Source organism: Rahnella ecdela, from assembly GCF_019049625.1.
Classification (GTDB): Bacteria; Pseudomonadota; Gammaproteobacteria; order Enterobacterales; family Enterobacteriaceae; genus Rahnella; species Rahnella ecdela.
Window position 1 is genome coordinate 141,305 of the sequence record NZ_JAFMOY010000128.1, and the last position, 14,052, is coordinate 155,356.

13 protein-coding genes are annotated in these 14,052 nt (G+C 53.3%); 5 read left to right on the forward strand and 8 right to left on the reverse strand.

Annotated features, from left to right (window positions below):
* Positions 1-23: 23 nt before the first annotated feature.
* The 4 genes from fdhD to yiiM all read left to right on the forward strand — a co-directional run bounded on the left by fdhD (position 24) and on the right by yiiM (position 4,699).
* Positions 24-866: a formate dehydrogenase accessory sulfurtransferase FdhD gene (gene fdhD / locus J1784_RS15405; RefSeq protein ID WP_217149965.1), complete on the forward strand. Its 843-nt coding sequence runs from the start codon at positions 24-26 to the stop codon at positions 864-866.
* Between the two features lie 208 nt (positions 867-1,074).
* Entirely contained in the window at positions 1,075-1,695 is a 621-nt protein-coding gene (gene sodA / locus J1784_RS15410; RefSeq protein ID WP_113876859.1) for a superoxide dismutase [Mn], read from the forward strand.
* 279 nt (positions 1,696-1,974) lie between these two features.
* Positions 1,975-3,918: a methyl-accepting chemotaxis protein gene (locus J1784_RS15415; protein WP_217149966.1), complete on the forward strand. Its 1,944-nt coding sequence runs from the start codon at positions 1,975-1,977 to the stop codon at positions 3,916-3,918.
* A 109-nt stretch (positions 3,919-4,027) separates the two neighbouring features.
* A complete protein-coding gene (gene yiiM, locus J1784_RS15420; RefSeq protein WP_217149967.1) occupies positions 4,028-4,699 on the forward strand; it encodes a 6-hydroxyaminopurine reductase in 672 nt (223 codons plus the stop codon).
* A 44-nt stretch (positions 4,700-4,743) separates the two neighbouring features.
* Here the strand turns inward: yiiM and J1784_RS15425 are convergent, their stop codons facing one another.
* Together J1784_RS15425 and J1784_RS15430 are read right to left on the reverse strand one after the other, a co-directional pair.
* Entirely contained in the window at positions 4,744-5,103 is a 360-nt protein-coding gene (locus J1784_RS15425; RefSeq protein WP_120163138.1) for a YibL family ribosome-associated protein, read from the reverse strand.
* A gap of 65 nt (positions 5,104-5,168) precedes the next feature.
* Complete coding sequence (locus J1784_RS15430) at positions 5,169-6,668, reverse strand: aminotransferase-like domain-containing protein (RefSeq protein WP_217149968.1); 1,500 nt, start codon at positions 6,666-6,668, stop codon at positions 5,169-5,171.
* A 145-nt stretch (positions 6,669-6,813) separates the two neighbouring features.
* Here J1784_RS15430 and J1784_RS15435 point away from each other — a divergent pair, with 145 nt between their 5' ends.
* The gene (locus J1784_RS15435; RefSeq protein WP_217149969.1) at positions 6,814-7,422 is read left to right on the forward strand and encodes a LysE family translocator; all 609 of its coding nucleotides are present in this window, start codon (positions 6,814-6,816) and stop codon (positions 7,420-7,422) included.
* Between the two features lie 130 nt (positions 7,423-7,552).
* Here J1784_RS15435 and J1784_RS15440 read toward each other — a convergent pair whose 3' ends face one another.
* From J1784_RS15440 to J1784_RS15465, 6 genes are all read right to left on the reverse strand, one after another.
* On the reverse strand, positions 7,553-8,101 hold the full coding sequence (locus J1784_RS15440; protein WP_217150046.1) for an MltR family transcriptional regulator: 549 nt from the start codon (positions 8,099-8,101) through the stop codon (positions 7,553-7,555).
* Between the two features lie 136 nt (positions 8,102-8,237).
* Positions 8,238-9,386, reverse strand: coding sequence for a mannitol-1-phosphate 5-dehydrogenase (locus J1784_RS15445; RefSeq protein ID WP_217149970.1), 1,149 nt, complete (start codon positions 9,384-9,386; stop codon positions 8,238-8,240).
* Positions 9,387-9,484: 98 nt separating this feature from the next.
* On the reverse strand, positions 9,485-11,398 hold the full coding sequence (locus J1784_RS15450) for a PTS mannitol transporter subunit IICBA (RefSeq protein ID WP_217149971.1): 1,914 nt from the start codon (positions 11,396-11,398) through the stop codon (positions 9,485-9,487).
* Positions 11,399-11,925: 527 nt separating this feature from the next.
* On the reverse strand, positions 11,926-12,720 hold the full coding sequence (locus J1784_RS15455) for a DsbA family protein (protein ID WP_217149972.1): 795 nt from the start codon (positions 12,718-12,720) through the stop codon (positions 11,926-11,928).
* A gap of 116 nt (positions 12,721-12,836) precedes the next feature.
* Positions 12,837-13,544, reverse strand: a complete 708-nt coding sequence (locus tag J1784_RS15460) for a nucleoside/nucleotide kinase family protein (RefSeq protein WP_217149973.1) — start codon at positions 13,542-13,544, stop codon at positions 12,837-12,839.
* Positions 13,522-14,049: an MltR family transcriptional regulator gene (locus J1784_RS15465; RefSeq protein WP_217149974.1), complete on the reverse strand. Its 528-nt coding sequence runs from the start codon at positions 14,047-14,049 to the stop codon at positions 13,522-13,524. The genes J1784_RS15460 and J1784_RS15465 overlap by 23 nt, the downstream gene beginning before the upstream one ends.
* Positions 14,050-14,052: the final 3 nt, after the last annotated feature.

Consider the following 14,052-nt stretch of genomic DNA (forward strand, 5'->3'; position numbering starts at 1 on the left):
GAATGTTTATAAGGTTATTGCCAATGGATGTCCATCAAGTAAAAGAACTGGCCGAAAAAGATGATAAAAAAGTGACTCAGATCATCGGAGCCAGCCAAAAACCGGTGATGCAGCGCACACATCCTGGCGAACTGGAAAACGACTGGATTGCAGAAGAAGTCCCCGTCGCGCTGGTCTATAACGGGATCTCGCATGTGGTGATGATGGCGTCGCCGAAAGATCTCGAAGCCTTTGCGCTGGGATTTTCGCTGTCGGAAGGGATTATTGAATCGGCGGCGGATATTTTCGGGCTGGATGTGACACCAAACTGTAACGGTATTGAAGTTAACATCGAATTATCGAGCCGCCGTTTTGCCGGACTGAAAGAGCGCCGCCGTGCCATGGCGGGCCGCACCGGTTGCGGCGTGTGTGGCATTGAGCAACTGGGCGATTTGTTCCGTCCGCTCGCACCGCTGCCGTTTACCCAAACGTTTGAGCTGGCAAATCTGGATAACGCATTGAATCAGCTTAAATCCGTGCAGGAAATTGGCCAGCTCACCGGCTGTACGCACGCCGCTGCATGGATAACATCGCAGGGTGAATTACTGGGTGGCTGCGAAGACGTGGGACGTCACGTGGCACTCGACAAAATGCTCGGCCTGCGTGAAAAGCAAAGCGAATGGAAAACAGGTGCCGCGTTGGTGTCGAGCCGCGCCAGCTATGAAATGGTGCAGAAAGCCGCGATGTGCGGCGTCGAAATTCTGTTTGCCGTCTCCGCAGCCACGACGCTGGCGGTAGACGTTGCCGAAAAATGTAACCTGACGCTGGTCGGTTTCAGCAAACCAGGGCGGGCAACGGTGTATACGCATCCGCAAAGACTGCGTTAACACTTTAAGCATCACGTGCCTTTAGACAATTTAGGATTGTTTGCGGTTATCTGGTTCTAAGCCCCGTATAACAGGCGCTTACGAGTACCCGTACAAAGCATGGAGCATAGATAATCATTTTCAATATCATTTAATTAACTATAATGATCCGACTGATTACGCGGTGCTCACAATGACGGTGCCGCCCTACACTATGGAGACGATGAACATGAGTTATTCACTGCCATCACTGCCTTACGCATACGACGCACTCGAACCGCATTTCGACAAAGAAACGATGGAAATCCATCACTCTAAACACCACCAGGCTTACGTGAACAACGCGAACGCTGCACTGGAAAGCCTGCCAGAACTGGCAAAACTTCCTGTTGAAGAGCTGATCGCAAACCTGGACAAAGTGCCTGCGGATAAGAAAGTTGCACTGCGTAACAACGCAGGCGGCCACGCTAACCACAGCCTGTTCTGGAAAGGCCTGAAAACCGGCACCACCCTGCAGGGCGAACTGAAATCTGCTATCGAACGCGATTTCGGCAGCGTTGACGCTTTCAAAGAAACTTTTGAGAAAGCAGCAACCACTCGTTTCGGTTCAGGCTGGGCATGGCTGGTTCTGAAAGACGGCAAACTGGCCGTTGTTTCAACTGCAAACCAGGACAGCCCGCTGATGGGCGAAGCTGTTTCCGGCGCATCCGGTTACCCGCTGCTGGGTCTGGACGTTTGGGAGCACGCTTACTACCTGAAATATCAGAACAAACGCCCTGATTACATCAAAGCCTTCTGGGATGTTGTAAACTGGGACGAAGCAGCAAAACGTCTGGCTGAAGCGAAGTAATTTCGCTTTACCGCCCTTAACGGGCACGATGTTTCCGCCAATGGCGGGTCGCTGACCCGCCTTTTTTATGTCCGTTTTCATGGAGTAAAAGCCTGAGCCTGATCACTGTTTTATTGCCAATCATTTGCTCGTCCACTGCCCTTATCCGATCCCGCTCGCATTAATCAAAAATACGCTCCGCTCCCTATAAAGTTTCTCTTAAGTCCACCGATAGGTTGTTCACAAAGGCGTCACAAAACCACTTATTAATTTTAAAGGGATGTTCGACGGAGAATGAGAATGAGCAACGGAACAGGTCTTTCGCAGTGGATGAATAATCTCAAAGTCGGCACCAAACTGGGTCTGGGCTTCGGGCTGGTCCTTCTGATCGCGGTAGCGATTACCGCTGCTGGCATGATCAAATTTAACGATATCAGCCAGCGCGCTGAAAAAGTCGATTTCAGCAACCAGATGAATGCGTTGCTCAACGACGCCCGTCTCAGCCGCACGCTGTATCAGCTCAATTATGACCCGGCATACCTCAAACAAAATCAGGACAAAATCCACGCGCTTTCGCAGCTGATTGCGCAGTCGAATGACCAGCTTGAGTGGGACGCGACCAGCCTGGCCGAACTCAATCAGGTACCGGTTAAAATTCATGAGTATCAGCAGGCTCAGAACGCCTTCAAACTGGCGGTCGATAAAAAAGATGCCGTGCGCGCGAGCTGGAACCTTTCCGAAACTGAAGCCGTGGTGACGCGTTTACAAGATCAGTTGCGCGTAGAAGACGCCGATCCTTCCATTCGTCTTTCGCTGGCTGAGGTGATTCAGAAACTGATCAGCGTGCGTTATAACGTGCGCGGTCTCTTGCTGAGCATTAATAAAGAATCCGAAGCCAAACTGTTGCAGTCGATTGATGACACGCAGGCGAATGCCAAAAAGCTGAATGCGCTGCTGTTGCCGAATCAGCAGGCCACTCTCGCCCCGCTGATGAGCGCACTGGCAACCTATAAAAGCCACGTTGTTGCCTATATGCCCGCCTATGAAGATGAACAGAAAAACTCCCAGCTGCTGTCGGTAAAAGCCGCCGAGATGAACGCTCTGGTGGCGAAAATCTTCAAAAACGAGCTGGATAATACGCATCAGGATATCAGCCATGCACAGATGATCATGCTGGTGATTACCCTGGCCGTTATGCTGGCCGGCATCATTATTGCGTGGCGCATTACCCGCCAGATTGCCCAGCCGCTGCGCGATACGCTGAAAACCGCCGAAGCCATTGCTCAGGGTGATCTGACCGCCGCACATCCGACAACACGTCGCGATGAGCTGGGTATGCTGATGAACGCGGTGTCCGCAATGAGCCAGAATCTGAGCACCATGATTTATGAAATCCGTTCCGGCGTTTCGCAGGTGTCTCACGCAGCGGCTGAAATCGCTGCGGGGAATACCGATCTTTCCTCACGTACCGAACAGCAGGCCGCGGCAGTAGAAGAAACCGCCGCGAGCATGGAAGAACTGAGCGCGACGGTGAAGCAGAACGCCGATAACGCCCATCACGCCAGCAAACTGGCCAGCGAAGCCTCGGGCACGGCAACGCTCGGCGGCAAACAGGTCGGCGAAGTGGTTGATACCATGCAGCAGATTTCCGGCAGCTCAAAACGGATTGCCGAAATTACGTCAGTCATTAACGGCATCGCTTTCCAGACCAACATTCTGGCACTGAATGCCGCCGTTGAAGCCGCACGTGCCGGTGAGCAGGGTCGCGGTTTCTCCGTGGTGGCCTCTGAAGTCCGCACGCTGGCGCAACGCAGTGCGCAGGCGGCGAAAGAGATTGAAGGGCTGATTGCAGAATCGGTGGAACGCGTCAGTACCGGCGCGAAGCTGGTGGAAAATACCGGTCGTACCATGCAGGACATCGTTAAATCCGTCTCACATGTGCGCGATATTATGGGTGAAATCGCCTCGGCATCTGACGAGCAAAGCCGGGGTATCGCGCAGATATCACAGGCGATTGTGGAGATGGACAGTACCACCCAGCAGAACGCCGCGTTGGTTGAGCAGTCTTCTGCCGCCGCAGATTCCCTTGAGGATCAGGCCGCAACGCTGACACAGGCGGTCTCGGTATTCCGTCTGGCGGAAAACGGCAATACGCTGAATGCCCCGGCGTCCGCTCAGCTTCGTCGTCCGATGCTTGCCCCGGTACAGAACAAAACCAGCCAGGAAAACTGGGAAACGTTCTGATCTGTTTTTCCTGCGCGCAGTCGCCTGATTGCGCGCAGGTATTCCTTCTATTCCCGCTGCCCAATGCAGGTTATGCTTGAACGAGTGACATTTCAGCAGCGGAGAGCTTATGCATTATCCCGACGTGTACATCGGTGCTATCGAGCAATACCCCGATTTTTCACCCAGCGCGATTGCTAAACGCCAGGTCGATGGCGGCGTGTTACTCACCCCTTCAGGGCTGGAAGGCGATCAGCAAGCCGAAAAGTCATACCACGGTGGTGCTGACCGCGCCCTGTGTCATTTCCCACGCGAACATTACGCCTGGTTGCGTCAGCAGTTTCCCGAAGAAGAAGAACGTTTCCATCCGCCTGCTTTTGGCGAAAACCTTTCCACGCTCGGCATGACCGAAGATAACGTGTTTATCGGCGATATTTTCCGCTGGGGTGAAACGCTGATTCAGGTCACGCAACCACGCGCGCCCTGCTACAAGCTGAATCATTTTCTCGACTGCCAGAATTTATCGCCGCTGTTGCAGCAAAGCGGCCGCTGCGGCTGGTTATATCGCGTCGTGGGCTCGGGCAAAACCAGTGGCGATCGTCCGCTGGAATTACTGACGCGCAACAGCGATGTCTCCGTTGCTGAAGCGATTTCAATCGCGTTTCATATGCCGTTCGATGAAGAACAGTACCGGCGTCTGATGTCTGCGGCGGGAATTTCGGCGAGCTGGAGCAAAACCATGCAAATGCGTCTGGTAAATCGCAAGATAGAGGATTTCGGGCGGAGATTGTTTGGGAAGTAATTTTTACACCGGGGCAGAGCCGACTGGTCTGCCCGGGTGTTAGATCAAAATTCTTTCTTAGCGAAACCGGTCACCGCTTTCAGGCCCATTTCGCGGCCCAGTGCAGTCATCGGGTGAACCACCACGATGCCGCGCACGGTTTTCTTCAGCGTGCCCATATCAGCCTGTTCTTTCTTGGTGATTTCACGGCTGAACAGCTTTTCCAGCTTCTGCGCTTCGGTGCTGAGTTTTTTCACACGAACTTCTTTCAGACGCGCGATCTCGGCAGCCAGCTTTTCTTTCTCTTCTTCGTGCTTGTCGATCAGTTCAGCATTACCTGCCTGAATAACGGTCGCATCTTTGTGATTCAGTGCATCCAGCATATCGCTGAGACGCTTGATCTCGGCTTTTTCGACTTCTTTCATGGTTTCAGATCCGTTCATGCCGCAGCGGGCACGACTGTAAATTGGGAATAATAAACGTCAGTGTATCAGGAAGTGCGCGATTCTTCAGCTTGCTCCTGCGTTTCTGCCAGCCCCGGCGGCAAACCGCACATCTCGCACGCCCGCTCACCAATGCGGATCATCGCCGAAATATAGCGCGTATCAAAAACATAGCAGCACGACAACCGCAGCCCGTTACTGTAGCGCCCGCTCGGCGAATATAACTGCCCCGGCGTCATACAAATTTTATCTTTCAGCAACTGGTGAAACAGCGTGACGCAATCCACGCCCGGCGGGAAATCGACCCAAATCACGAAGCCACCGGCCGGTTGTGTAGCGCGAGTGCCCTGCGGAAAATGGCGGGCGATCAGCGCGCGAGCCTGCTCAACTTGTGACGCATAGCGCTTACGCAAAGCCCGCAGATGATGGTCATAACCGCCCGATTCCAGAAACACCGTCAGCGTTTGGGAAAGCAAAGCGGATTCCGCCATCGACGATACCGCTTTTAGTTTATGCAGCTTATCAGCAAAGCGCCCCCCTTCCACCCAACCGATACGAAAATCAGGGGCCAGCGTTTTGGTGAAGCTGGTGCAAAACAGGATCCAGCCATCGCGGTCAAAAGATTTCACGGCCGGAGACAGCGTCGCACCGAACTGAATTTCCGCATACAAACCGTCTTCAATCAGCGGCACCTGGTGATCGTTCATCAGGCGTGCCAGCCGTTTTTTCGCCGCCAGCGGCATGGTAAAGCCCAGCGGATTTTGCGCCGTTGGCATGGCGATCACTGCATTCAGGCGCTTTTCGGTGAGCAGCATTTCCAGCACATCCAGCGATAAACCGGTTTGCGGATCAGTCGGGATTTCCACCGCTTTCAGCCCAAGGCTCGCCAGCATCGGCAGCAGATAAAAATAAGTCGGCGTTTCCAGCCCAACGCTGTCGCCCGGTTTGGTGGTGACGCGCAGCGCCAGCTGCAACGCCTCCATGCAGCCGTGGGTAATCGTGATGTCAGCGGGTTCTAAAATCATGCCGAGCGTCAGTGCGCGGCGGGCGATTTGCTGACGTAACGCCGGACTGCCCGGCGGCAGCGCGTATTGCCCGATGAGATTCGGCTGGCGTCGCAAAAGTGACGACATAATCCGCCCGAGCTTTCTGGTCGGGTAAAAATCATTCGACTGCGGACAGGCCAGCGAAAGATTGGTGTAGGTCGGGTCGATTTGCGAGGCGAAGACTTTGTCGATCAAGTCCAGCACTTCATCTGCCGGTTCTGCGGCGGGCGTCTGCGGCTGCTCATGCGGCTGATGGGTCAGCGCAGGCAGCGCGGCACGGACATAAAATCCGGACTGCGGGCGCGCCTCAATAAACCCGCGATCTTCCAGCCGCCGGTATGCCGCCACCACAGTGTTAATACTGACTGACCAGGTTTGCGCGCTGCGCCGCACTGACGGCAAACGGCTGCCCGGCGCGAGTGTGCCGCGACGAATGGCGTCCGCCAGTTGTTCCGCCAGCTGGTTATATCGGGTGTCGCTGAAATCTGCCGTGTCAGTCATGGTGTCAGTTCCGTGAAAAGTGATGGAAACAGTTTTCCTTAAGGCAATCTGTAACCATGACAATAGCGTATTTTTGGTTCTGTTACCTTTCCCGGTCTCTGATTATTCTGGTTCTCTGGAAAACAGGGGATGCAGGAAAACTAAAATGATAGATACCGCTTTTGTCAGTTACGTCACCGTCATGTCGATAACGCCCGGCCCGAACAATCTGTTGCTCGCCGCTTCAGGCGTCAATTTCGGGCTGCGCCGCAGCGTGCCGATGATGCTGGGGATCACTCTCGGCTGCGTAGTGCAGTGCGCCCTGATGACCTCCATGCTGGCGATTTTACTCAGCTGGATGACGGTCGTGCGCCTGCCGATGGCGGCAATCGGCTGCGCGTATCTTTTCTGGCTGTCGTGGAAAATTTATCGTTCCGGCTCGCCGAAAGAAGGCGAGAAACAGCAGCCGATGAATATGATTAATGGCGCATTATTTCAGGCAGTGAACCCGAAAGCCTGGCTGATGGCGACCAACGTGGCGATTCTGTTTACGCCGCCCGATGGCAATATGCTGCATCACACGTTGCTGATTTGTATCGGCTTCGCGCTGATCAATCTGCCGTGCATTCTGGTCTGGGTGGTGATGGGTGACAGGTTACGCCAGGCGTTACGTGTGGAATGGAAGCTGAAAATGTTCAATACCATCATGGGCGGCATGATGGCGTTAACTGCGCTGTGGCTTCTGATTGGCGAAGTGCGCCATGCACTTAACTAAAGCGGATCCCCAAAATAGTTCGGGTTGCAGAAAGGCGGCAAGTGATGGAGTCACAATGAGCTTACACAAGTAAGTGATTCGGGTGACTGAACGCAGCCAACGCATCTGCAGCTCGAAGTATGACGGGGATTTATTTTTGCACCGGGGATAATCGTGAGGGCTGCTGATTACTGATATGGGCGATCAGCCCGGTCACGGACAGGACCATCGTGGAGCGGACGATTTGCTGGTAGCGCTGACGTTGCATGGCGATCAGCGATTCGTCGGCTTCTCCAGGTTTCAGGAAAGTCGGTGCCGGTGGCAGTTCAGTCACACAATGCAGTTCGCCGAACGGACCGAGAATTTCATCATCGGTAAAACGATACTCTTCACCGTCGTAATTCAGCTCTTCACGCAGCGCCATCAGTAATTCGGCATCTTCGTATTCATGACGGCTGATCACACCCAGCGCGTAAATCAGTTTGAGACGCACAGTCAAATCACCGAGCGGACCGGTACCGGTCAGTAACGGTTCGACGGCATATTTCACTGCGTAATCGTCTTTGCGGAAAACCTGCACCACCAGAATATCCAGCGCTTCGGCCAGCAATTCCACAGCGGTCATCAAAAAGCTGCGCACGGTTTTACCCGCATTAAGCTTTTCAAGTACACGGTTTTCAAACGCCTGAGCTTTTTCCATAGGGCTTACTTGCAGTAAAGTGCCGATGCTGACAGCGCCCCTGGCGTCATCCATGATGCGCGCATGTCGGGCAGAAACATCCTGCCCGACAGGGCTTTCTTTGCCTGGTGTTGGCGAAATCAAAATAAACGCAGTATTAGTGCATCGATTCGTAGAGAGCGACGGCTTTCGCCACAACTTCGCCATCTTCCGGCAGACCTGAAATCTGGGCGAGGGCAGCTTTTGGCCCTACTTTCTCCAGCAATTCTACCAGTTCTTTAGCTTGCGGGTCTTGTTCACTGCGGTAATGCATTGCAGCCGCAATTCCTCTGATCAGATTATCGTTCGGCAGACGGTATTCCTGCGTACCCAGCAACGGTTTAATCAGTCGGTCGCCTGCGCTCAGTTTACGCAGGGGCTGACGGCCAACGCGCTCAACGTCGTCATGCAGGTAAGGGTTTTCGAAACGGGTCAGAATCTTTTCGATGTAGGCGAAATGTTTTTCCGGGTCAAAACCGTAACGACGGATCAGCACTTCACCGCTTTCTTCCATCGCACCACGCACGACCAGACGGACTTTCTCGTCGAGGATCGCATCACGAATTGTCGCGTGGCCAGCCTGCTGACCGAGATACGCAGTGATCGCATGACCGGTATTCAGGGTGAACAGTTTACGCTCGACGAACGCCATCAGGTTATCAGTCAGTTCCATACCGGCGATTTGCGGCAATTCACCTTTGAACTGTGTTTTGTCCACAATCCATTCGCTGAAGGTTTCAACGGTGACTTCCAGCGGATCGGTGGTACCGGCAGCCGCTGGCGGAACGATACGGTCTACCGCGGAATCGACAAAACCGATATGCGCTTCAACCCAGGCTTTTTCATCTTCCGGCAGCGCGTTGAATACGTGCTGTTTAAACTGGCTGGTGCCGCGCACCATGTTTTCACAGGCGATGATATTCAGCGGCTTTTGGTTGCCTTGCTGATGACGCAACACCAGACCTTTGGCAACGTTCGGCGCGATTTTTTCAAGCACGGTCGGGCCGACGGCAGTGGTCACTAAATCCACTTCAGCGATCAGGTTAATGGCATCCTGACCGGCGCTGTTCACGGCATTCACATTGCTGACAGGCTCAACGGTGGCCTGTTCACCGACAACGTGCACGTCGTAACCTTTGCGGCTGTTCAGTGCATCCAGCAAAGCAGGGCTGACATCGGCAAACGTCAGTTCAATCCCGGCATCGGCAAGTAATTTACCGATAAAACCGCGACCAATATTACCTGCACCAAAATGTAATGCTTTCATATTTATTCCTTCAAATCGTGAGGAGCACCGGGCTCCGAATCAACAAGCGGGTCTCGCAAGACCCGCTTAGTAATTACTTTTCGATTAACCGCTCAATATCAGCCGCGAAGAATGGACAGAACTTCTTCAACGCTGGTGGTATTCGCCAGACGCTCGATAACACCGTCTTCGTCCAGCGCTGTGGTCAGCTTGGTGATGACGTTGATGTGCTCATTATTGCGTGCTGCGATTCCGACGACCAGACGTGCGCGGTCATCTTCATCATCGCCCCAGCGGATGCCCGCCGGATACTGGCAGAACACGATACCGGTTTTCAGTACGCGGTCTTTCGCTTCGATGGTGCCGTGTGGCACAGCGATGGATTCACCCAGATACGTCGAGGTCAGCTGTTCACGTGCCAGCATCGCTTCCACATATTCTGCCTGAACATACCCGCCTTTCACCAGTTGCTCACCGGCAAAACGAATCGCTTCTTCTTTCGTGCCCGCGCTCAGGCCGAGGAAGATGTTGCTTTCGCTGATACGGAACAGGTTTTCGTTTTCATTGTCCGCCACGATGCTGTCACCCAGCGTTGTGGTCACTTTCTCTTTATACTGGCTGGCTTTGTTCACTTCCACCAGACGGGAAGTCAGGTCAGTGTACAGGCCGCTGTCGAGGAAGTTGGTCAGTGAAATGTGCTGTGCATGCGGCACCTGACGCATGGCGCGTTCAGTCAGGTCACGGTGCGTAATCACCAGATCTACATCATCAGGCAGATTGTTGATGGCACTGTTGGTCACGCTGATGTTGGTCAGTCCTGCATCCTGCACTTTTTTGCGCAGAACACCGGCACCCATTGCGCTGGAACCCATACCGGCGTCACAGGCTACGATGATTTTACGCACCGTAGACAGGTCACCCGCCACACCTGCAACAGCAGGTTTGCCGCCTTTAGACTGAGCTTTCATGTCCTGCATACGACGGGTTGCTTCGTCCAGGTCGTCGCCATCTTTCGCTTTGGTGGTTTTCAGCAGGAAAGAAGAGATAACGAAGGACACTGCAAATGCTGCCACGATGGCCGCGATGTTAGCGAAGTACGCGCCTTTTGGCGTCATCGCCAGAACCGCCAGGATGGAGCCCGGAGAAGCCGGAGACACCAGACCGCCATTCAGCAGAGTCAGGGTGAACACGCCCGTCATACCGCCCAGAATAACCGCCAGTAACAGACGCGGGTTCATCAGAACATACGGGAAGTAAATTTCGTGGATACCACCCAGGAAGTGGATGATTGCCGCGCCGCCAGCAGATTGCTTAGCGCTGCCACGACCGAAGAACATGTACGCCATCAGGACGCCCATACCCGGACCCGGGTTCGCTTCGATCAGGAAGAAGATAGATTTACCGGTTTCAGTCGCCTGCTGGATGCCCAGCGGAGAGAAGATACCGTGGTTGATAGCGTTGTTGAGGAACAGGATTTTCGCCGGTTCAACAAAGATAGAGGCCAGCGGCAACAGGTTATGAATAACCATGATGTGCACGCCTGCAGCCAGCAATTTAGACAGTGCTTCTACCAGCGGACCAATTGCCAGGAAGGCCAAAATTGCCAGCAGCATACCGATAATACCGGCCGAGAAGTTGTTAACCAGCATCTCGAAGCCGCTTTTGATTTTACCGTCAACCCAGCGATCGAAACGCTTGATGCACCAGCCGCCCAGCGGACCTGCAATCATTGCGCCGAGGAACATTGGCATATCCGCACCAACGATAACACCCATGACGGTGATTGCGCCGACCACACCACCGCGGTCACCACCAACCAGACGACCACCGGTATAACCGATGAGCAATGGCAGGAGATAGGTGATCATCGGGCCAACCAGCTTCGCTAATGTTTCATTAGGGATCCAGCCGGTAGGAATGAACAGAGCGGTAATGATACCCCAGGCGATAAACGCGCCGATGTTGGGCATTACCATGTTACTCAGGAAGCGACCAAAGTTTTGAACTTTGATCTTAACGTCTGGTGAAAACATAAAACGCACCCCTATTGATACGCGCTGACAATAGAGCGCGTGATATCAGTTAATTATCGGTGACGGTTGTTTCGGTTTTTCTGCCACTGCTTTAAAAATCCGTCCGTCGAATTGCTGTCTGCGAGGCGGACTCTACCACGTGATTATAGGCCTCGCGTAGCCACCCGGCAGCGCGTGATGGAGATCACACGTACACGACCATCACCCCCTCACTTTTGGTGATCATGATCACAAAAACAGGCTGTAACCGAGCTACACAGGCGAATAATTGAACTCACAACCCTGAAAAATGTGACTTAAGTCACCATTTGTTAACGAGTCTTTATCATTAAAACGTGATATTCATCACAAAGTATTTTTAGGCGGACTTGTGCATTTCGCTTAAAAAGCATTCAGACGTGTCTCAGAAAGGGAAAACCGAGTTTACGGGGGAGATGTTGAAATAAAATTACAGGCAGTGGAAAGAAAAGCAAAACGGCGAACTGCCTGACAGTCCGCCGTATTTTACTGAGTTTATGTGCGGGGGATTATTTCCCGCCCTGCGCCTTCACGATAGCGGCCTGCAATTCTTCAGCAGACACGGCACCTGGCAACACGGTGGTGTTTTCCGCGGTCGCGCCACTGGTGGGCATCACAACAAAACCAGGCGTACCGCTGAAGCCCAGCGTACGCGCCAGTTCATCGTTCGAGGCGATGGCTTCGTGCGTTGCTTTGCGCTGTGCGTCAGTTGGCGCGGTGGCTTTCGCAGCTTTCACTGCGCCCGCGATATCAGCATCGGTCAGTTTGCCTTCGTCATGGCCGGTGCGGTAAATGCTGTTGTGATAATCAAAGTACGCCTGAGCACCTTTTTCTTTCCAGATTGCCATACCGGTTTCTGCGGCAGTGATGGACGCTTTCCAGCGGTCACCGAAGATTGGCCATTCTTTAAAGACGAAACGTACGTTCGGATTGGCTTTCACCGTCTGCTCGACCAGCGGTGCCATGTGGCTGCAATACAGACACTGGTAATCGAAGAATTCCACGAACGCCACTTTGGCATCTTTCGGGCCATAGCTTGGGGTCGCAGGATCATTCACCAGCGCTTTGGAATTGGCCAGCACTGCGCTCAGGGTTTGCTGTTGTTGCTGATCCGCCTGCTGTGCCTGCAATTTCTGGCTGACCTGCACCAGAATTTCCGGATGCTGCAACATGTAATCCGCCGCAATTTTACCAATGGCTTCCTGCTGCGCCGGGGTGAAATCTGCGGTTGCGCTGTCGGCAGCAAAAGCCAGCGTCGGAGCCAGCACAAGAGAAGCCAACAGAGTCATCGTCTGACGTTTCATCAAAAATCCTTAAAGTGAAATACGGGGAAAAACGGACAGTTGCCTTCAAAAGTAGAGGAATTCAGCCAGCTTTGCAGGCGAAAAATTGTCATTTTTTATAAATCCCGACGTAACCATCACTCAAAATGATAAGCGCCATCGCCCGACATGCGCAGGGTGATATCTGCCGGGCGACTCCCCGTCAGAACCCGCGCCACATTGGGCTCGTCCGTCGCAGCGTAAAAATCACTGGCCTGTGCAGGCGTCACACCACCACGAATTTTTCGATCAATTAATCTGCCGCGCAGCACGTCCGGACTGGCACGAATAAAGACGCTCAGATCGCAATATTCTGCCAGTTGCCGCCAGCCGTCATCGCCGAGCAGCAGCCAGTTCCCCTCAACAATCAGAATGGGCGCAGTCACATGAATCGCCCCTTCGACCGGTTCATGCAGCGTGCGGCTGTATTCAGGCCAACGGCTTCCCGGTTCGCGTAATGCCATCAGCGCGTCGCGCAGTTTCGTGACATCAAACGTGTGGGGCGCACCTTTTTTCTGACGTAAGTTATGTGTTTCCAGCCAGTCGTTGCGATGATGAAAACCGTCCATCGGCAGGGTCTGCAAAGGGACTAAATCCGGCGATTCATGGGAGAGCTTTTGCCAGAAAGCGGAAAGTGTCGATTTACCTGTGCCGGGAGGCGCGACCAGAAACACCACCAAAGGCCGGTTAAGCTCGCGCTGCTGTAAGGAAAAACGGTGCAGAAGGGGGAGGTGTAGCTGTTCAATATCCTGGTCGGGAAAATAAGCCTGCGTGGTCAGTCCGTTAATGGTCAGCGTCACGTTCATAAGTCAGTTCCTTGAGTAAATCCGTCACTGCCAGCGACAGTGCCGTCCTCACCAGATTACCGTAACGCGCCTTACTGAAAGTTTCAAAACCGGCAAACTTCATTTTCCCGACAGACTGGAACATCAGCGTGTTCTCCGTCACACAGCTCAAATTCTGGATAAATTCATAAGCGGTTTCTTCATGAAATTCCACAATTTCTGCCCCTGCTTTCAGGTGCTCGTCCAGCTGAGAAAACAGCAAAATATCTGCATAGACCGGTTTTTTGATTTTTCCCAGCGCATAAATCAGCCTCAGGGACACATCTATACTGTCCAGCGGGCCTGATTTAGCGAGTAAAGGCTTTACGGCAAACTCGCGGATATCCTCGTCATTATTGATAAAAAGGTGGGGAAGGAACTGTTTTATGCCGCTGAGCAAAATGGCATTCGCGGCATGCAGAAAATCATTGAGGTTCGTCTGGCCGGAGAGCGTCTCCAGCACCTGATCTTCAGTGAATACAGTCATCCT

Coding starts and splice junctions, on each gene's coding strand:
- fdhD (WP_217149965.1), top strand. CDS start 24: ATGGATGTCCATCAAGTAAAAGAACTGGCCGAAAAAGATGATAAAAAA.
- sodA (WP_113876859.1), top strand. CDS start 1,075: ATGAGTTATTCACTGCCATCACTGCCTTACGCATACGACGCACTCGAA.
- J1784_RS15415 (WP_217149966.1), top strand. CDS start 1,975: ATGAGCAACGGAACAGGTCTTTCGCAGTGGATGAATAATCTCAAAGTC.
- yiiM (WP_217149967.1), top strand. CDS start 4,028: ATGCATTATCCCGACGTGTACATCGGTGCTATCGAGCAATACCCCGAT.
- J1784_RS15425 (WP_120163138.1), bottom strand. CDS start 5,103: ATGAAAGAAGTCGAAAAAGCCGAGATCAAGCGTCTCAGCGATATGCTG.
- J1784_RS15430 (WP_217149968.1), bottom strand. CDS start 6,668: ATGACTGACACGGCAGATTTCAGCGACACCCGATATAACCAGCTGGCG.
- J1784_RS15435 (WP_217149969.1), top strand. CDS start 6,814: ATGATAGATACCGCTTTTGTCAGTTACGTCACCGTCATGTCGATAACG.
- J1784_RS15440 (WP_217150046.1), bottom strand. CDS start 8,101: ATGGAAAAAGCTCAGGCGTTTGAAAACCGTGTACTTGAAAAGCTTAAT.
- J1784_RS15445 (WP_217149970.1), bottom strand. CDS start 9,386: ATGAAAGCATTACATTTTGGTGCAGGTAATATTGGTCGCGGTTTTATC.
- J1784_RS15450 (WP_217149971.1), bottom strand. CDS start 11,398: ATGTTTTCACCAGACGTTAAGATCAAAGTTCAAAACTTTGGTCGCTTC.
- J1784_RS15455 (WP_217149972.1), bottom strand. CDS start 12,720: ATGAAACGTCAGACGATGACTCTGTTGGCTTCTCTTGTGCTGGCTCCG.
- J1784_RS15460 (WP_217149973.1), bottom strand. CDS start 13,544: ATGAACGTGACGCTGACCATTAACGGACTGACCACGCAGGCTTATTTT.
- J1784_RS15465 (WP_217149974.1), bottom strand. CDS start 14,049: ATGACTGTATTCACTGAAGATCAGGTGCTGGAGACGCTCTCCGGCCAG.